At 59.1% G+C, this 18,058-nt stretch carries 18 protein-coding genes and 2 pseudogenes; 7 read left to right on the top strand and 13 right to left on the bottom strand.

From position 1 onward, the window contains the following. Nucleotides 1–36 precede the first annotated feature (36 nt). The 10 genes from AVHM3334_RS04515 to AVHM3334_RS04470 all read right to left on the bottom strand — a co-directional run bounded on the left by AVHM3334_RS04515 (nt 37) and on the right by AVHM3334_RS04470 (nt 9,606). The gene (locus AVHM3334_RS04515; RefSeq protein ID WP_284410017.1) at nt 37–978 is read right to left on the bottom strand and encodes an NAD-dependent epimerase/dehydratase family protein; all 942 of its coding nucleotides are present in this window, start codon (nt 976–978) and stop codon (nt 37–39) included. A 20-nt stretch (nt 979–998) separates the two neighbouring features. Beyond that, the gene (gene wecB / locus AVHM3334_RS04510) at nt 999–2,093 is read right to left on the bottom strand and encodes a non-hydrolyzing UDP-N-acetylglucosamine 2-epimerase (protein WP_284410015.1); all 1,095 of its coding nucleotides are present in this window, start codon (nt 2,091–2,093) and stop codon (nt 999–1,001) included. Then, nucleotides 2,090–3,178: a DegT/DnrJ/EryC1/StrS family aminotransferase gene (locus AVHM3334_RS04505; RefSeq protein WP_284410013.1), complete on the bottom strand. Its 1,089-nt coding sequence runs from the start codon at nt 3,176–3,178 to the stop codon at nt 2,090–2,092. The genes wecB and AVHM3334_RS04505 overlap by 4 nt, the downstream gene beginning before the upstream one ends. A 27-nt stretch (nt 3,179–3,205) precedes the next feature. Then, the gene (locus tag AVHM3334_RS04500; protein WP_284410011.1) at nt 3,206–3,790 is read right to left on the bottom strand and encodes an acyltransferase; all 585 of its coding nucleotides are present in this window, start codon (nt 3,788–3,790) and stop codon (nt 3,206–3,208) included. 21 nt (nt 3,791–3,811) lie between these two features. Continuing rightward, the gene (locus AVHM3334_RS04495) at nt 3,812–4,561 is read right to left on the bottom strand and encodes an ABC transporter ATP-binding protein (protein ID WP_092743589.1); all 750 of its coding nucleotides are present in this window, start codon (nt 4,559–4,561) and stop codon (nt 3,812–3,814) included. 2 nt (nt 4,562–4,563) lie between these two features. Further along, nucleotides 4,564–5,379 carry an ABC transporter permease gene (locus AVHM3334_RS04490; RefSeq protein WP_284410009.1) on the bottom strand — a complete coding sequence of 272 codons (816 nt, stop codon included), beginning with the start codon at nt 5,377–5,379 and terminating at the stop codon, nt 4,564–4,566. 4 nt (nt 5,380–5,383) lie between these two features. Next, the gene (locus AVHM3334_RS04485; protein WP_284410006.1) at nt 5,384–6,334 is read right to left on the bottom strand and encodes a Gfo/Idh/MocA family oxidoreductase; all 951 of its coding nucleotides are present in this window, start codon (nt 6,332–6,334) and stop codon (nt 5,384–5,386) included. 17 nt (nt 6,335–6,351) lie between these two features. Next, the gene (locus AVHM3334_RS04480) at nt 6,352–7,647 is read right to left on the bottom strand and encodes a nucleotide sugar dehydrogenase (protein WP_284410004.1); all 1,296 of its coding nucleotides are present in this window, start codon (nt 7,645–7,647) and stop codon (nt 6,352–6,354) included. A gap of 106 nt (nt 7,648–7,753) precedes the next feature. Continuing rightward, a complete protein-coding gene (locus AVHM3334_RS04475) occupies nt 7,754–9,232 on the bottom strand; it encodes a mannose-1-phosphate guanylyltransferase/mannose-6-phosphate isomerase (RefSeq protein ID WP_284410207.1) in 1,479 nt (492 codons plus the stop codon). Nucleotides 9,233–9,234: 2 nt separating this feature from the next. Next, nucleotides 9,235–9,606 carry a DUF2304 domain-containing protein gene (locus AVHM3334_RS04470; RefSeq protein WP_284410002.1) on the bottom strand — a complete coding sequence of 124 codons (372 nt, stop codon included), beginning with the start codon at nt 9,604–9,606 and terminating at the stop codon, nt 9,235–9,237. A 361-nt stretch (nt 9,607–9,967) separates the two neighbouring features. Here AVHM3334_RS04470 and AVHM3334_RS04465 point away from each other — a divergent pair, with 361 nt between their 5' ends. Together AVHM3334_RS04465 and groL are read left to right on the top strand one after the other, a co-directional pair. Then, nucleotides 9,968–10,258, top strand: coding sequence for a co-chaperone GroES (locus AVHM3334_RS04465; RefSeq protein ID WP_284410001.1), 291 nt, complete (start codon nt 9,968–9,970; stop codon nt 10,256–10,258). A gap of 53 nt (nt 10,259–10,311) precedes the next feature. Beyond that, nucleotides 10,312–11,964: a chaperonin GroEL gene (gene groL / locus AVHM3334_RS04460; RefSeq protein WP_092743388.1), complete on the top strand. Its 1,653-nt coding sequence runs from the start codon at nt 10,312–10,314 to the stop codon at nt 11,962–11,964. Between the two features lie 345 nt (nt 11,965–12,309). Here the strand turns inward: groL and AVHM3334_RS24010 are convergent, their stop codons facing one another. Next, a complete protein-coding gene (locus tag AVHM3334_RS24010) occupies nt 12,310–12,606 on the bottom strand; it encodes a hypothetical protein (RefSeq protein ID WP_502869852.1) in 297 nt (98 codons plus the stop codon). 471 nt (nt 12,607–13,077) lie between these two features. On the opposite strand from AVHM3334_RS24010, the gene xopAJ reads away from it, so the two are divergent. Together xopAJ and AVHM3334_RS04445 are read left to right on the top strand one after the other, a co-directional pair. Next, nucleotides 13,078–14,118 (top strand): XopAJ/AvrRxo1 family type III secretion system effector zeta toxin, encoded by a 1,041-nt coding sequence (gene xopAJ / locus AVHM3334_RS04450; protein ID WP_284409998.1) that lies wholly within the window; start codon nt 13,078–13,080, stop codon nt 14,116–14,118. A gap of 14 nt (nt 14,119–14,132) precedes the next feature. After that, nucleotides 14,133–14,429: a hypothetical protein gene (locus AVHM3334_RS04445; protein WP_284409997.1), complete on the top strand. Its 297-nt coding sequence runs from the start codon at nt 14,133–14,135 to the stop codon at nt 14,427–14,429. 43 nt (nt 14,430–14,472) lie between these two features. On the opposite strand, the gene AVHM3334_RS04440 is transcribed toward AVHM3334_RS04445, so the two are convergent. After that, on the bottom strand, nt 14,473–15,054 hold the full coding sequence (locus AVHM3334_RS04440; protein WP_284409995.1) for a recombinase family protein: 582 nt from the start codon (nt 15,052–15,054) through the stop codon (nt 14,473–14,475). Between the two features lie 174 nt (nt 15,055–15,228). Between AVHM3334_RS04440 and AVHM3334_RS04435 the strand changes: the two genes are divergently transcribed. From AVHM3334_RS04435 to AVHM3334_RS04425, 3 genes and pseudogenes are all read left to right on the top strand, one after another. After that, complete coding sequence (locus AVHM3334_RS04435; RefSeq protein ID WP_284409994.1) at nt 15,229–16,098, top strand: TnsB C-terminal domain-containing protein; 870 nt, start codon at nt 15,229–15,231, stop codon at nt 16,096–16,098. 52 nt (nt 16,099–16,150) lie between these two features. Further along, nucleotides 16,151–16,937: pseudogene (locus tag AVHM3334_RS04430) on the top strand (IS630 family transposase). A gap of 57 nt (nt 16,938–16,994) precedes the next feature. After that, on the top strand, nt 16,995–17,183 hold the full coding sequence (locus AVHM3334_RS04425) for a TniB family NTP-binding protein (RefSeq protein WP_349816608.1): 189 nt from the start codon (nt 16,995–16,997) through the stop codon (nt 17,181–17,183). Nucleotides 17,184–17,231: 48 nt separating this feature from the next. Here the strand turns inward: AVHM3334_RS04425 and AVHM3334_RS04420 are convergent. Beyond that, nucleotides 17,232–17,872 (bottom strand): annotated as a pseudogene (locus AVHM3334_RS04420) (methyl-accepting chemotaxis protein); the annotation flags it as partial. Nucleotides 17,873–18,058 lie beyond the last annotated feature (186 nt).

The following is an 18,058-nucleotide window of genomic DNA, read 5'->3' as shown; positions in this document are numbered from 1 at the left end:
CAATAAAAAATAAACCAAGCAGGAGTTATTGAACTGTTATTTCTTACCATGTTCAATTCTTAAATGCGTGTACTCACCAAGCGTTCCGTGTTGCTTGTAATAATTGATTGCCGCATCGACCGTATGCTGGAGCGGTGTAAAAGTCAGCTGACCAAAGTCTTCGAACGTCCTAGAAGGGTCCAGCAGGATCGAGGCGACGTCGTCCGGGCCCAGTTCTTTGGCCTCGGCTTCTGGCTTGTCGGTGAAGCCCATCGCAGTGACCACCGCGTTGTACAACTCTTCAATCGCGATATCCGTGCCGGATGAAAAATGGTATGTCCCATGTCCGATGCCATCGCATGCCTTGAGGACGACCCGAGCCAGATCTTCGACAAAGACGAAATCGCGCCGTGCCTTGGTGACGAAGCAACGTTTTCCATCCTTGAGTCGCTGATAAAAAATGGGCAGCGGACCAGCCACGTTGCGCGGCCCCACCACGTTCGCTAGGCGGAACGTTACGAAGTCCAGCCCGGACAGCTCGAGGTACAACTCGTTTGCGGTTTTGCTGATGGCATAACTGCTGCCACCCGGCAAGCGCGGATGGTCCAGGCGGATGGGATGCTGTTGCGGGCGCAGGCCGTAGCAAAGAGCGGTTTGAAAATATACAAACCGCTTCACTCCGTTGCGCTTCGCTGCGTCGATGACGTTCGAACCTCCAACGCAGTTCGTCAGCGTGTCGTTGTACCAGTCATCGGGGTCCTTGTAAGAGGCTGCGGTGTGGACCACCGCGTCCGGGCGAAACTCACCCAGCAGTTGGTCCACCAGTGGCTTGTCTGCGATAGAGCCAATCACAACCTTCAATTGTGGATGCTCATCCAAATGCTCACGCCTGCCAGTGGCAAGGTTATCGATCGTTAGCACGTCGTCGCCGCGAGCAAGCAGCATTTCAACGACGTGAGAGCCAATTTGGCCGAGGCCACCAGTGACAAAAACTTTCATGTGATTTTTCCAGTGAAGAGTTATGAAGCGAGGAATTGCAGCAGGCGCGCGGATGCATCGCCATTTCCGTAGGGATTTTCGTTACCGGCCGCAGGAGGGGGCGAAGCTACGACGTCCCGATAAGCCAAGAGAATGCGATCTTTCGTCGCCCCTGTCAGGCGGTTCCAACCCAGCGTGACAGTTTCAACCCACTCCGTCTCATCGCGGAGGGTGATGCAGGGAACCCTGTAGAAATAGGCTTCTTTTTGAACACCGCCAGAGTCCGTCATGATGACTGCTGCCGCTTGCTCCAGCGCCACCATATCGAGATATGAGAGCGGTTCAACCACATGCAACTTCGCCAAGCTGGCTTGCAAGCCCGTTGCCTCGATAAGGCGTCTTGTGCGCGGATGCAAAGGGAGCACAACGGGCATGTCCTGCGCGACTTCTACCAACGCTTCGACGATCTGCGTAAGACGTGAGGAGTCGTCTGTGTTTTCGGCGCGGTGGCATGTTGCAAGCACATAGCCGCGCTGAGACAGTTGCAGCTGGTCAAGGATGGAACTCCGCTGCAGGGCAAGGCTGCCATAAAACAGCGATGCGTCGTACATGACGTCCCCCACCAAATGAACCCCGCGGGTAAGGCCTTCGTTGGCAAGATGCCCAACGGCGGTAGACGTAGGACACAACAACAGTGTCGAAACACGGTCCGTCAAAATCCGGTTGATTTCTTCCGGCATGCGCATGTTGAATGATCGCAAGCCCGCTTCCACATGCGCCACGGGAATGTTCAACTTGGCCGCCGCCAATGCGCCGGCCAGTGTCGAATTGGTATCACCGTAGACCAGCACCCAATCTGGCCGCTCCTTTAGCAGTACCGCCTCTATTGCCTCCAGCATGCGGCCGGTCATCGCACCATGGTTGCCTCCGGATATCGCTAAGTGCACATGGGGTGCAGGAATCTCCAACTCGTCGAAAAACACCTTCGACATGTTGTCGTCAAAGTGCTGGCCCGTATGAACGATCAGTTCTTCCAATTGATCGGCAAAACCAGACTGGATGGTCCGCGACACTGCGGCTGCTTTGATGAACTGGGGTCGGGCACCCACGATCGTGAGAATCTTGCGTCTGGTCATTCCATGGCTTTCGTCAATGCACTGATTACCCGATCCTGGTCGGAAATGGTCAGGAAGGGGCCCATGGGCAGACTCAGCACCTCTTGAGCCAAACGATCACCCACGGGTAACTGCACATCCGGGTCTGCCACAGCAGGCTGCTTATTCAAAGGAAGTGGGTAATGAATGGCGGTAGGCACACCTGCCTCGCTCAGCAAGGCTTGGACGCGATCACGCCCTTGCGCACGAACGGTGTACTGAGCCCAGGCACTCTGCTGATTGGCTGCGATGAGCGGGATGGTGGAAATACCCGCTGACTTCAGCAATTGGTGATAACGGTCCGCCACTTGTTGGCGCAACTTTATTTCTTCGTCAAAACTATCCAGCTTGGCCAGAAGCACAGCGGCTTGCAAGGTGTCCAGACGGCTGTTCACCCCAACCCGTACGTGGTGATATCGCCGATCTTGCCCATGGCGGGCAATCTGGCGCATCACTCGCGCGAGCGCTTCATCGTTGGTGAAAATGGCGCCACCATCGCCGTAGCAGCCTAGAGGTTTGCTTGGGAAAAAGCTTGCACACGCCACCGTTGTGAGATTGCAGCTTTTTCGGCCATGGTAGGTCGCGCCAAAGCTTTGGGCTGCATCTTCGATGACGGGGATGCCATGGCGAGCAGCAACCGCATTGATCGCGTCGAAATCCGCGCATTGACCATACAGGCTGACTGGAATGATGGCCTTGGTCTTCGGCGTGATCGCTGCTTCAAGCTTAGACGCATCAAGGTTGTAGGTGTCAGGCCGGACATCCACATAGACGGGCCGTGCACCGAGCAAGGCAACGGTTTCCGCCGTGGCAATGTATGTGAAACCAGGCGTGATGACTTCATCCCCTGGACCGATGCCCAGGGCCATCTGAGCGATCTGTAGCGCGTCCGTGCCATTGGCCACTGTGATGCAATATTTCGCGCCGGTGTACGCAGCCAACCGCTCTTCCAGTTCATGGACTTCAGGGCCCAGGATGTACTGACCGTGTTCCAGCACCTTCTGAATGCGGGCGTCGATATCAGGTCGAAGCTTTTGATATTGGGTCTTGAGGTCTGTGAATTCCATGTGTGGACTTTTTTGTGTTTACAGGAGTCACGCGCGCTGGAGCTGGCCATCTCGCAAGGAGTAGTACAAACCGGTATCGGGACAGGCCGCGTCACCGTCACCGTCCAGGGGCAAATCCAGTCGTTCGCCGTGCTCGCTCATCCAGCCAATTTGACGAGCGGGAACGCCAGCCATCAAGGCATATGGTTTGACGTCGCGATTGACCACCGCACCTGCTGCAATGAAAGCATGTGCGCCTACGGTGCTTCCGCACACGATGGTGGCATTGGCACCTAAGGTTGCGCCACGCTGAACGAGGGTTGCACGGTACTCATGCTTGCGCTTGACACTGCTTCTGGGGTTATAGACGTTCGTGAAAACGACACTCGGGCCACAAAAGACGTCGTCTTCCAAAGTGACAGCGTCGTAGACGCTGACATTGTTTTGGACCTTGACGTTATTGCCAATGACCACATCGTTGCCCACGTAAACGTTCTGCCCGAATGAGCATCCTTCTCCAATGCGCGCGCCGGCACAAATATGTGCCCAGTGCCACACGCGAGTTCCGGCCCCGATTTGCGCGCCCCGGTCGATGATGGCTGTTGGATGGGCTGTATATATAGGCTCGCTCATGCCATTGCTCCTGATGTTTCGCTAGCTGGCGTGATATGCCGCAAGGCAGTCATCAATGTTGCCGTGCATGCGAATTTGCCCTTCATTCAGCCAGATGCCTTGGTTGCAGAAGGTCTTGAGAATAGGATCGCTGTGAGATGCCAACACCAATATCTTGACGCGGCTCATCATGTTCTCCAGGCGAATCCGGGCTTTGTCGATGAACTGCGCGTCCCCTACACCGATCATTTCATCCATTAAAAGAATGTCGGGCGCCACCGCAGTGGACACAGCGAAGGCAAGTCGCAGCATCATTCCCGAAGAGTAGGTGCGCACTGGCAGATGCAGGTAATCGCCAAGTTCCGTGAACTCCTCAATGTCCAGCACCAGTGCTTTCGCATCCTTGCTATTGATGCCCATGACGACGCACCGCGTCGCAATGAACTCATACCCGCTTGCCTCGGGATCCATACCCAGCATCAGGTCGATCAACGAGGAGATGTGCCCGGAAGAGCGCATAACGCCAGAGGTAGGCTCATAGACGCTGGATAACACCCGCAACATGGTGGACTTACCCGCACCATTGCGCCCGATCAGCCCCACACGATCCCCATCCTTGAACGACAAAGTCACGTTTCGCAGCGCCCTTACTGCAATCGCGCCACCGCCGATATCTTCGATTCGGCCTCTGTGTCCTTGGGCCTTGCCCAGCAAGGTATTGAGAAGGCCACGCGAGCGTGAAGAAAACAATGGGAAATCGACGCTCACTTGGTCGAGTTCGATACTTGCCATGTTCAGAGCCAATACACGAGCCTGCGGCGGCTCTTAAGAAAAATGGTGAAAAATGCGGCCACCAGCGCGATGAAGGTCAGCCCCGCCATCAAATAGCTGTGAGGATCGACTGCCTGCCCCAAGACTGGAGCTCGGATCAAGTCCAGAAAAGCCGCGAGCGGATTGATGTGCACGATCAGCTTGGCTCGCTCGCTGAGTTGCGAGGGTTGCCACATCACCGGGGTAAGAAACATCGCTACCTGCATAAAACTAGTGACGATCATGGGAATGTCTCTGAATCGAGCACATAGCGACCCCAGAACGCATGCCACCAATACCGCGCAGATTACGGTAAACACTAGTCCCAACAAAAAAGGCAGCACCTGAACTTTTCCCAAACCACCAAATACAAGCAATACGACGATGGCGATGGGAATGTTATGCCCGAGCATAAGCAGGTTGCGCCATATCACCCGAAGACCAAAGGCAGACTTGGGATAAGGCGTTTGCTTCAGGAAAGCGCCGGCAGAAGTGAACGTATGGCAACTGTCTGAAATAGACTGTGAAATAAACAAAAACAGAACATGGCTGACGCAGAAAAACGGCAGGTAAGTCTGCACGTCGATCTTGAAAACCTGCGAGCCGATCAAGCCGAACGCACCGATAAAAATCGCGGTGTTGATCGATATCCATACCGGTCCAAGAAAGGACCTTCGGTACTGCTTGAGAATATCTTCAAGCCCCAAGTGCAACCAGAAACGCCATAGCTTCAACGCACCCTGCACATCAGACAGCAGCAACTGCAATTGAGAAAGCGGCTTCAGACCAGACGCTTGCATGCTCTCAATACCCCTTCTGACGCACAAAGGGATGCACGCGCTCATCCGTATCTTGGGCAATGGAAGCGCTGCGAATCACATCCACCGTTTCGATGCAGTGCCTTGCATCCACCAGCCCATACCCCCGGCCCGCCAGGATCTCGCGGTAGCTGGTGGTGTGCAGATCGGTAAACCCTTCGGAAAACTCGAGCTGCTCACCGCTCACATCGATGTTGCGATAGGTGGGCTTCTTGCCTTTGACTTCGTCCGGGAGATCGTTGGCATCGATGGACAAAAACCATCGCACCCGGGCGCGTTCGTATTCCAGATAGCCGGCGGCCTTTGTTTCCTCGCTCAGATGAATCCGGTTGTCCTGAAGCTTGCCGAAGATGAAATGCAGCATGTCGAAGAAGTGCACTCCGATGTTGGTAGCCACGCCGAATGACTTGCGGGGGTCGCCCTTCCAGCTTTCCAGGTACCACTTACCGCGCGAGGTGATGTAGGTCAGCTCGACGTCGAACTTGGTGTCTGTCGGGGCTGCGGCCACTTTTTCCCGCAGCTTCAAGATTGCGTCATGGTGGCGCAATTGCAGGATGTTGAAAACACGCTTTCCCGTTTCCTGCTCGACCTGGGCCAGTTCGTCCATCAACTGGGGCGTGGGGACCAGCGGTTTTTCGCAGATGACGTCACAGCCCAGGCGCAGGCCTGCCGCGATATGGGCATGATGCAGGTAGTTGGGCGAGCAGATGGACACGTAGTCCAGCGCGGTAGCCGCGTTGCGCTGGAGCTGATGCGCATGCTCCGCGAAGCGCTCGAACTCCGTGAAGAAGTCGCTCTGCGGAGAAATGCTGTCGATGATGCCGACCGAATCGTTGATGTCATACGCCACGGCCAGGTGGTTGCCGGTGTCCTGTATGGCGCGCATGTGGCGCGGCGCGATATAGCCGGCAGCGCCGATGAGGGCGAAATTTTTCATATCGGATCCGAAAAGAATTACAGGCGAAAAACGGTAAAGCCAGCCTCTGCGGCATGCTGGCGGTTGTAGAGGCTCTTGACGTCGGCCAGCACCGGCTGCGCACCACGGCAGTACGTGCGCAGTTCGGCGGGCGTTGCCTGCCGGTATTCGTTGTGGCCCACCGCGACCACCAAGGCATCCACGGGGTGGTCTGCATCGACGCGCCCCAAAGGCAGGCTGTACTCGTGATCTACCTCTTCGGCGCTGGCCCAGGGGTCGGCAATGACGACGTCGGCGCCCCAGGCGAGAAACTCCCGCACCATGTCCACCACCTTGCTATTGCGAATGTCGGGACAGTTTTCCTTGAACGTGATGCCCAGGATGCCGATGCGGCAGCGCGGCACGTCCATGCCATTCTTGAGCATCAGGCGGATGGTGTTGCGGGCCACATACCGGGCCATGTTGTCGTTGATGCGACGCCCGGCCAGGATGACCTGGGGGTGATAGCCCACTTCCTCAGCCTTGTGGGTCAGGTAGTAGGGGTCCACACCGATGCAGTGCCCACCCACGAGCCCCGGCCGGAAGGGCAGGAAGTTCCACTTGCTGCCCGCCGCCTCCAGCACGTCGAGCGTGTCGATGCCCAGCCGCTCGAATATGACCGACAGCTCGTTCACCAGCGCGATGTTCAGGTCGCGCTGCGTGTTTTCGATGACCTTGGCGGCCTCGGCCACTTTCAGGCTGCTGGCCTTGTGGGTTCCGGCGGTGATGATGCTGCCGTACAAAGCATCCACCGCATCGGCCACCTCGGGAGTGCTGCCGCTGGTGATCTTCTTGATCTTGGTCAGCGTATTGACCCGGTCGCCCGGGTTGATGCGCTCTGGGCTGTAGCCGCAAAAGAAGCCCACGTTGAATGTCTTGCCGCTGAACCGTTCGAGTACCGGCACGCACACCTCTTCGGTGGCACCGGGGTACACGGTGGATTCATAAATGACCACGGCGCCTTCCGGCATGACTTTGCCGACGGTTTCGCTGGCCTTGACCAGTGGCGACATGTCCGGGCGATTGGCCTTGTCCACGGGCGTGGGCACCGTGACGATGAAAACTTTGCAATGGCGCAGGTCTTCAGGGTTGGCGCTGTACTGCAGATGACGAGCCACATGCAGATCCTCCGGGCTCACCTCCAGGGTGCTGTCCTTGCCGGACTGCAGCTCGGCGATGCGCGCCGCATTGATGTCGAAGCCGATGACCTGGCGCTGCTTGCCAAACTCCACTGCCAGGGGCAATCCAACGTAGCCAAGACCGATCACGGCAATGCTTGCTTGTTCTAGATTCATGTTTTTATGTCGGAAAAAATAGAGCCTGATCAGGCGCAGACGAAACCTGGGCAGTCACGTTCGAGATAGGCTGGCTGAGCGCTCAAGCAGACGAAACGGCGGCTCATCACGAAAGGCCCTCAGCACTGGTGGACCGCCCATAGATGTCGTCGAACCGGACGATATCGTCCTCGCCCAGATAGTCTCCGGACTGGACTTCGATGATCTCGAGGGGCGTTTTTCCCGGATTGGCCAGACGGTGGCGCCGACCGACGGGAATGAATGTGGATTCGTTTTGCGCCAGCAGGTAGGTGTCATCGCCATTGGTGATTTCTGCCGTGCCTCGCACCACCACCCAGTGCTCGGCACGGTGGTAATGCATTTGCATGCTCAGGCGGGCGCCCGGGTTGACCACGATGCGCTTGACCTGAAAGCGTTCGCCGCTGTCGATGGCGTCGTACCAGCCCCAGGGCCGATGGACCTTGCGGTGGTGGTGGGCCAGGGCATGCCCTTCTTGTTTCAGCCGGGCCACGATGTGCTTGACGTCCTGAGTCCGCCGCTTGTCGGCCACCAGCACCGCATCGGGTGTTTCGACGACGACGATGTGGTCGAGCCCCACGCCTGCCACAAGCCGGTGCGTGGACATCAGCAGCGTGTTTTCGCTGTTTTCCAAGAGTGCATCGCCCACCGTTGCGTTGCCATTGCCGTCTCGCTCCAGCACGTTCCACAAGGCGTCCCAGGCTCCGAGATCCGACCAGCCGGCCTGCATGGCGACCGCGAAGGTGGGAATACCCAGTTCCGGCATCAGGGGCAGCCGCTCCATGACGGCGTAATCGATCGAGTCGGGGGGGCAGGCCTCGAAGGCGGAAGCGTCGGGCCGAATGAAGTCGAGGTCTCGCTGAGCACCTTGCATGGCGGCTTCGCAAGCCGAGAGAATATCGGGCCGGCATGCGCGGATGGCGGCAAGCCACTGGCTGGCGCGCACCATGAAAAGACCGCTGTTCCAGAAATAGTCGCCTGCGTCCAGATAACGCTGCGCGGTCGGCGCGTCGGGCTTTTCCGCAAAGCTGGCGATCCGATGGATGCCTTGGCCTTGCTCGCCCGCCGGGTGGCATTGAATGTAGCCGTAGCCCGTTTCGGGCCGGTCCGGCACGATGCCGAACGTTACCAGTCCGCCGGCTTCGGCGATGGAGAAAGCCCGCCGGACCGCTGCATGAAATGCCAGCAGATCCTGCACGACATGATCGGCCGGCATGGCCAGCATGACGGGATCGTGCCCTTCGGCACCTGCTTGCAGGGCAGCCAGGGTCAGCGCTGGCGCCGTGTTGCGTCCGACCGGCTCCAGCAGGACGCGTGCCTTGCGGATGCCGACGGCCAGCAACTGGCTGGCGGCCACGAAGCGGTGCTCGGTATTGCAGACAAGGATGGGATCGGTGGCGACGCCTACCTCGGGCGCCCACCCCTGCAGCCTCAGCGCCGTGTCCTGCAGCATGGTCATGGCCCCGGCCAGAGCCAGAAATTGCTTGGGATACGCCTCCCGCGACAGGGGCCACAGGCGCGTGCCCGACCCGCCGCACAGGATCACCGGCAATAACGGCTGCGCCATGGTCATGGCTGGGGGCCCTCGCCCATCACGCGCGCGCGCAGGCTTTCGTTATCGGCCTGCAGCAGGGCCAGCCGCTGGTTCAGCCGGCGGACATCTCTTTCGATGCGGGTGTTCACCATGTCGGTATGCAACGACTTCACCAAAAGCACCATGCTCGCCAGAAGCAGCAGCAGCGCGGGGGGGTAGCTGATGCCCAGCAGCCTGGCCAGGCGATCGATCAGACCCGGCCATGCCCCCAGCATGGCGGCCGCAGCCGCCACCACGACCCAGAACAGGCCATGCATCAGATACAGGTGGTCCCTGCGGATCAGGTAGAGGATGAGCACCGCAAGGCCGATGCCCATCAGCGCGGTGGTTGCTTGCAAAGACGCCATCAGACTCCCGAATCGATTGAGCTGCCCGCCACCCGGACGTTTGATTGAGAGCACCGCCGAGACGGCGCCTTGCCTGCCTGGCACTGCAGACTGGCATCAGGCGCCGGATCACCTCCGGCCTCACGGAGGTCGGTATTGTAGGTGCATGCCCCGTCCATGCTCCAGCCGACCACCTTCGCCACAGGAAGCTGCCTTCTTACAGCAACCGCCCCTCTTGAAATGCGAAAGAATGCCCGTATCATTAGCACTCGATGCGACCGAGTGCTAGCAACGCCGGCACCAGCCGCTCAAGTCAGAAAGCGCCCGCTCTTGCGGGCACGTTGTTGATGTCGAAATCCTTTTTTGAACCAGGAGAGATGCAATGAACCTTCGCCCCCTGCACGATCGCGTGATCGTCAAGCGTATTGAAAGCGAAACCACGACCGCTTCCGGCATCGTGATCCCCGACAACGCTGCTGAAAAGCCCGATCAAGGTGAAGTGCTGGCCGTCGGTCCCGGCAAGAAGAATGACAAGGGCGACCTGATCGCCTTGAACATGAAGGTCGGCGACCGCGTTCTGTTCGGCAAGTACTCTGGCCAGACCGTCAAGGTCAATGGCGACGAATTGCTGGTGATGAAGGAAGACGATCTGTTCGCAGTCGTCGAAAAGTAAGCCCTCAAGGCCCTTTTCCTGAACATCCTGTTTACTGAATCCGGAGAAATCAAATGGCAGCAAAAGACGTAGTTTTCGGCGGCGAAGCCCGCGCCCGCATGGTCGAAGGCGTGAACATCCTGGCCAACGCGGTCAAGGTCACCCTGGGCCCCAAGGGTCGCAACGTGGTGCTCGAGCGCTCGTTCGGCGCCCCCACCGTGACCAAGGACGGTGTGTCCGTGGCCAAGGAAATCGAACTGAAGGACAAGCTGCAGAACATGGGCGCCCAGCTCGTGAAGGAAGTGGCTTCCAAGACGTCCGACAACGCTGGTGACGGTACGACGACCGCCACGGTGCTGGCACAGGCCATCGTGCGCGAAGGCTTCAAGTACGTGGCCGCAGGCATCAACCCGATGGACCTGAAGCGCGGTATCGACAAGGCCGTGACGGCTCTGGTGGAAGAGCTGAAGAAGGCTTCCAAGGCCACCACGACCTCCAAGGAAATCGCTCAAGTGGGCTCGATATCCGCCAACTCCGACGAAACCATCGGCAAGCTGATCGCTGACGCCATGGACAAGGTCGGCAAGGAAGGCGTGATCACCGTGGAAGACGGCAAGTCCCTCGAGTCCGAGCTGGACGTCGTGGAAGGCATGCAGTTCGACCGCGGCTACCTGTCGCCCTACTTCATCAACAACCCCGAAAAGCAATCCGCGATTCTGGACAACCCCTTCGTGCTGCTGTTCGACAAGAAGATCAGCAACATCCGTGACCTGCTGCCGACGCTGGAGCAAGTCGCCAAGGCCGGCCGTCCCCTGCTGATCATTGCCGAAGAAGTCGAAGGCGAAGCCCTGGCGACGCTGGTGGTGAACACGATCCGCGGCATCCTGAAGGTTGTGGCAGTGAAGGCCCCTGGCTTCGGCGACCGCCGCAAAGCCATGCTGGAAGACATCGCCATCCTGACGGGCGGCAAGGTCATCGCTGAGGAAGTGGGCCTGACGCTCGAGAAGGTCACGCTGGCCGATCTGGGCCAAGCCAAGCGCATCGAAGTGGGCAAGGAAAACACGATCATCATCGACGGCGCCGGCGCTGCCGAAGACATCGAAGCCCGCGTGAAGCAAGTGCGCGTGCAGATCGAAGAAGCCACGTCCGACTACGACCGTGAAAAGCTGCAAGAGCGCGTGGCCAAGCTGGCTGGCGGCGTTGCAGTGATCAAGGTCGGCGCTGCCACCGAAGTCGAAATGAAGGAAAAGAAGGCCCGCGTGGAAGACGCCCTGCACGCCACGCGCGCAGCGGTGGAAGAAGGCGTTGTGGCTGGTGGTGGCGTGGCCCTGCTGCGTGCCAAGCAAGCCGTGGGTTCCTCGATCAAGGGCGACAACGCCGATCAGGACGCCGGCATCAAGCTGGTGCTGAAGGCCATCGAAGCCCCTCTGCGCGAAATCGTTAACAACGCCGGCGGCGAAGCCTCGGTGGTGGTGAACGCCGTGCTGGCTGGCAAGGGCAACTACGGTTTCAACGCTGCCAACGACACGTACGGCGACATGCTCGAACTGGGCATTCTGGACCCCACGAAGGTCACCCGCACGGCCCTGCAGAACGCAGCTTCGGTGGCTTCCCTGCTGCTGACGACGGAATGCATGATCGCCGAAGCCCCCAAGGATGACGCGCCTGCTGGCGGCGGCATGCCTGACATGGGCGGCATGGGTGGCATGGGCGGCATGGGCATGTAATTGCCGATGGCCGTGCCGGGCTGAAGACTCTTCTGCCCGGCGCCTCCATAAAAACCCCGCAGGCTGCGAAGCCTGCGGGGTTTTTCTTTGTGGGCCTTCCGGTGCGATTCATTCGCCAAGGCTCCATGAGGAGGGATTGGGGAATGGCCGCATTCCCTCACGGAGAGACCGCTTGCGCCACTGAAAAGCACGGCACGCAACCATCCGACCAACGCACAAAATAAGAAACCCCCGCCAGCCGCAGACTGGCGGGGGTTCTTGAGGGTGCAACCGATTCTGAGCGTCAGCGTCAGCGTCAGCACCAGCGCCAACTGCCCCCGCCTGGACCCTCAAGCCCCAAACCCATCACACCTTGAAGGCGCCCACCACCTGCCGCAGCAGGTCGGTCTGCTCCTGCATGGAGCGTGCGGCAGCGGACACCTCTTCCACCCAGGCCGCATTCTGCTGGGTCGTGGTGTCGAGTTGGGCGATGGCCTGGTTCACGCGTTCGATGTCACGGCTCTGCTCGCCGCTGGCCGCCATGATTTCGCCCATGATGGACGCGACGCTGGTGTTGGTGTTGGTGTTGGTGTTGGTGTTGGTGTTGGTGTTGGTGTTGGTGTTGGTGTTGGTGTTGGTGTTGGTGGCGATGATTTCGCTCATGGTGGTGCCGGCCTGGACTGTGACTTTCAGCGATAAATGACGGTGTTTTTTACGGTTATTTGACGCAAGCCTGAATGTCGCTCCGTAGTCACTGTTTTCGTGTGTGGCTCGGGGCGGGGCTGCAAAGCGCATAAATTTGAGGGTGACTTAGCTGTGGCTCCCTAGCCCTTCGATAGATGAGTCATTCCGTCGAGCCGGGTTGACCTCAAGGTTCGTTTAACAACGTCGCGCATAGCTAGAAAATCGGGATGGTGCCCCTCAATGACAGACAGCATCAGAAATCTCAGCCCACTAGATTCAACGCCCCTTCCAATTGCTGGCGACGCCCCGTCGATAAACCGGCAAGGAACACCACCGCACCGAACGTCTCGTCCAGTGCATACGCTGCTAGACGACCTCCCGGCCCAGCCGCGGAGCTTGCACAGGTCATCGCTCTCACCGTGTCGAACCTCCCTGCCGACGGGGGCGTCGATGCTGGAGACATCCGCCAACGAACTTACGATACGTTTGCCGCCCGAACCCAAACCGTCGGACGAGATCTTCGGTTTGGGGAAACTTCCTGCTCCCGGCCCGGCCCGATGGGACTATCTGGCCAAACCGGAAAATTGGCGTCCCGAGCGTCAGCAATTACACGACCGGCTGATCGGCGATGCGAAAGCTGCTGCCCAGACTTTTGCCGAGGTCATTGAGCGCGGCGGCCACCAACCGACGTTGTTTGCGCTGCGAGGCAATACTGCTACGGGAAAGACCCGCATGGCGACGCAGACAATTCCCTTGCTCGCCAATGCTCTCAAAGAGAGTGGTGGCGTCGGCTGTATTAATCCCGACCTCTTCAAGCGTTCGCTAGCCGAAACTCCAGGGAAGGCGAAACTCAGCTCGGCGCAGGTACACGCCGAATCGTGTGTACTCGCCGACCGGCTCGAAGACGAACTCCGGTTGCAGAAGACCGCGAGCGGCGCGACGGCCAGCATGCTGGTCGACAAGCGACTGGCAGGAGCGCACGAAATCGATGCTTACATCAAGTTGGCCCAGGAGACCGGTCGCAAGGTCGAGTTGTGTGATATTGATGCTTCACTCGAGCGATCGCTAATGGGCGTTCTCCAGCGGACGCCCGAAGGTGACGCTCCTCGACCGCCCTACGTCGCAGTTGCAAACGGGTTCTCGGCGGTTCGGGGCAATCGATTGGATGTCATCGACAAGTTTGTCTCGAACCCGGCCTTGGGGAGCTATCATCTATTCGGCACCGTTGAGAGCGGCAGCAAAGTGACGGTTGCTAGCGTCGTCAACGGTGAGCTGAGCATCCATGACCCTCAGCTATATGAGAGTATTACAGTTCCCCAAGGCGTCACAGCGGGCCATACCGGCGGCCAGGTAATCGACGCTGCGCTGATCGATCATCTGACCAAGGGTATCGACGACCCTGCGCGTGCAACCGATGCCCGCGTCGCATTGGAGCGCTACGCGGGCATGACATGGTCAGATGCTCTAGCGGCCCACAGTTCACTGACTTGACCCGAGAAAAGACTATGACAGGCCTGAAAGGCGCAGATGCGCTCCTCTTGCATAAAAAACTCAAGGAACGCAATGCCGTTTTACGCAATGCGGAGCTTGATGCGGCCAAGGAACTAGCGGACAAGAACGGCAAAGAGCGTTTTGATCTCGAAAAACTGGAGATCCTTTGCGATACGAGTCAAGCAGGCCGCCTTGCTGGTGTGAAGGAACGGCAGGCCACGTACGAGTACATGTATTACGTCGAGTACAAAAATGTTTGCACGTTGCAGGAATTCGCACGGGTTGTGACGACGCTCGCGTCCTGGTCTTAGTGCCAAACTGTGAAGCCAAGCGTTCTTGGCCTTGTCCAAACGGCTACGTAGTGTCTGGATGCCGTGCAAGCGTCCGGTACACGGTGGGACGCGACACCGAAAATAGCTCGGCCAGATCGCTGATCGAATGCTTGCCGCCGTCGTGCATCCGGCACAACTCTTTCTGTTGCTTAACGGAGAGCTTGGGTTGCTTTCCTCGGAGTTTTCCTCTTGCGCGCGCAATGGCCATCCCTTCGCGGGTGCGCATACGGATCAGGTCAGCTTCGAACTCAGCAAAGGTCGCCACGATGTTGAAAAACATCTTGCCCATCGGATCGGTTGGATCGTACACGCTTGAGCCAAGGGCAAGCTTTACCCCGCGTGCTACGAGCGAATCCGCAATATCACGCGCATCCGGAACTGATCGCGCCAGCCGGTCGAGCTTCGGCACAACAAGCGTATCCCCGCGCCGAACGGCAGCTAACGCCTGATCCAGTCCCGGTCGGGATCGATGGGTGCCAGTCAAGCCATGATCGGTGTAAATCCGGTCGGGCGCGACGCCAAGTTCAACGAGTGCACCCTGTTGAGCAGCCAGGTCCTGCTTGTCGGTAGAACAGCGCGCGTAGCCAATGAGTGTCTTCGGCATGAGGAAGGTGTACGATTAAGGGGCCTTGAAAGAGATTTATATCGTACCATCTCTATGAGACGCGAAGAGCGGCATACCTTCGTTGCCCTGTTTTCGAAATTTGGATGTCCGTTGAACGATCCTCATACGGACACTGACGCAAGGCGGCGAACGGTTCAGCATGGAGTGAGCGACATGACTTCAGGCGGCAGAGGGAAATCCGATCTGACAGGATTAGCGACCGATCGGATCGAAGAGGCAATGGCCCGAGTCGCTGTGCTCAAGCGGCATCTTGAAGATGGCGTGCCCCTGTCACGAGCAGCGGCGGACGCCGATGTTTCGATCCGGACCGCCGAGCGCTGGCTCGCACGATACCTGGACGGGGGCCTGGTGGGACTTGCTCGGTCGGCGCGGTCTGATAGCGGCTTGCGGAAATTGAGCGCTGAGATCGTCGAACTGATCGAAGGCATGGCCTTGCAAAACCCGCGACCATCGACGGCGACACTTCATCGCCGCATAGTCACCGTCGCGCGACAACAAGGATGGTCACCGCCGTCTTACAGCAGCATCCATTCGATTGTCGCTGCACTGGACCCCGCACTTGTCACCCTCGCGCACGAGGGGCACGCCGCGTATAGTAACCAGTTCGAGATGATTTATCGGCACCGCGCTGAGCGTCCAAATGCGATCTGGCAGGCCGACCATACCGAATTCGACATCCTGATTCTGGACTCGAACGTTGGGCCGGTCCGCCCTTGGCTGACAACCGTCATTGACGATCATTCGCGAGCTGTCGCGGGTTACACGGTCTTTCTCGGCGCGCCTTCTTCGTTACAAACGTCGCTCGCTTTGCGGCAGGCGATCTGGCGAAAGTCGGATTCGCAATGGTCCGTCGGCGGCATCCCCGATGTGCTCTACGTCGATCACGGCAGCGATTTCACCAGCACGCACCTTGACCAGGTTGCAGCGGACCTGCACTTCCAAATCGTGTACTCGACTGTCGGCCGGCCGCAAGGTCGAGGCAAAGTAGAGCGACTATTCGGGACGTTACTCATAAGTCAGTAACTTAGAGAACACTCTCTTGCGCAGAGCGGCGATCGGTGCTTTCATTGACGGCATGAAACGAGACGGACGCACCCTGGCCCACAATGTGTTGGAAGAAATGCGCATGCTGGCCGTACAGCGCATGCGCGAAGGAGAGTCGCCAGCAGCGGTGGCGGCTTCCTTGGGCATGCACAGGGGCTGGGCCTACAAGTGCAAAGCCGCTGCCAGCGGGCGCGGAAATGGGCTGCGCGCGCTGCGCTCGACCAAAGGCACAGGCCGCCCGCGCAGCCTCACACCCGTGCAGGAGCGCCAGGTTTTTCGCTGGGTCAACGGCAAAAACCCACGTCGGGCTTTCGCGCTGATGCCGTGCATGGCAAGACCTGGGGAGCCAAGGGCCAGACCCCGGTCGTGGAGCGCCCGGGCCAGCGCCAGTCGATCTCGGCGGCCTCAGCCGTCAACTCCAAAGGGGCGTTCTGGTTTGAGACCTACCAGGGAGCGCTTACAGGCGAGTTGTTCGTGCAACTGCTCAAGAACATGATGGCCGAGCGTGAGAAACCCGTGCACTTGGTCATCGATGGCTTGCCGGCTCACAAGAAAGCCCTCGTCAAGCAATACGTGGCAAGCACGGCAGGCGCATCGACGTTGCACTTCCTGCCCGGCTATGCGCCAGACCTCAATCCAGATGAGCTGGTATGGAGCCACGCCAAGCGCACAGGGGTGGCGCGCAGTCCATTGCGAAAGGGAGACAAGCTCAAGGAGCGTGTGGATGCGCAGTTGCAGTCGGTGGCTGAAGATCCTGCACTCATCAGGTCAGGTCATTCTTCAGACACCCATCTGTCGCCTATATTTCTGACTTTTGAGTAAACAACGAACTGTCTTTCGTGTTGACGCGGCATTGGCGGCGACTCGGCCTCACCATGGACGAGGCGGATTTCACTGACAGCCAGGCGATTGCCGCGATCACGCGGATCACGGGTGGAAACTTCCGTTTGCTACATCGCTTGTTCGTGCAGATCGACCGCATCCTACGCATCAATGACCTGACGGTGATTACTGAGGATGTTGTGGAGGCCGCTCGCAGCACACTGGTCATCGGCGTCACGTAGCGACAAATAGCGCTGGAATTTCCCCGCCATTTATCGCTGAAAGTCACAGGCCTGGACCACGAGAGCGCTGCCGGACTCCACCTTGGCGACCGAATCCGCGATCAGGTTCTTGATGTCCTTCGCCGCTTCGGCCGAGCGCTGCGCCAGACTGCGCACTTCGCTGGCCGCCACGGCGAACCCGCGCCCCTGCTCGCCGGCACGCGCCGCTTCCACGGCGGCGTTCAGCGCGAGGATGTTGGCCTGGAAGGCGATGCCGTCGATCACGCCGATGATGTCCACGACCTTCTTGGACGAACTGCTGATGGAGTCCATGTTTTCCACCACGTTGCCGATCACCTGGCCGCCCCTGGACGCCACCTGGACGCCACCTGAAAGGCATCGGTGGCCAGGCGGTTGGCCTGGTTGGCGCTCTCGGCGTTCTGCTTGACGGTGCTGGTGATCTGTTCCATCGAGCCGGCGGTTTCCTGCAGGAAGGCGGCTTGCTCCTCGGTGCGCACCGAAAGATCGTGGTTGCCGCTGGAGATCTCGCCGGAGGCCGATCCGATCGACGAGGCACCCGTGACCACCTGGCTCACCACGCCCTGCAGGCGCGCGATGAAGGCGTTGAAGCTGGCGGCGACTTCGCTGAACTCCGCCCCGCCCGTTTGCGGCAGGCGGCGCGTGAGGTCGGCTTCACCGGCAGAGAGCGCGTCGATATTGCCTTTCAGCACCGCCAGGCGCTTCATGAACAGGCGCACGCCCATCACCATCAGGCCCAGCAGCACCACGGCCATGGGCACCTGCACGGCGGCGAGCTTGGTCAGGATGCCGTGGCTGTTGACTGCCAGCAAAGACGCGGGAAGGGCCGTGGCAATGAACCAGGGGCTTCCTGGAAT

The organism is Acidovorax sp. SUPP3334, from assembly GCF_030159055.1.
Classification (GTDB): Bacteria; Pseudomonadota; Gammaproteobacteria; order Burkholderiales; family Burkholderiaceae_C; genus Paracidovorax.
The sequence above is the reverse complement of the archived record's forward strand: the minus strand, read 5'-3'. Positions and strand labels throughout refer to the sequence as shown.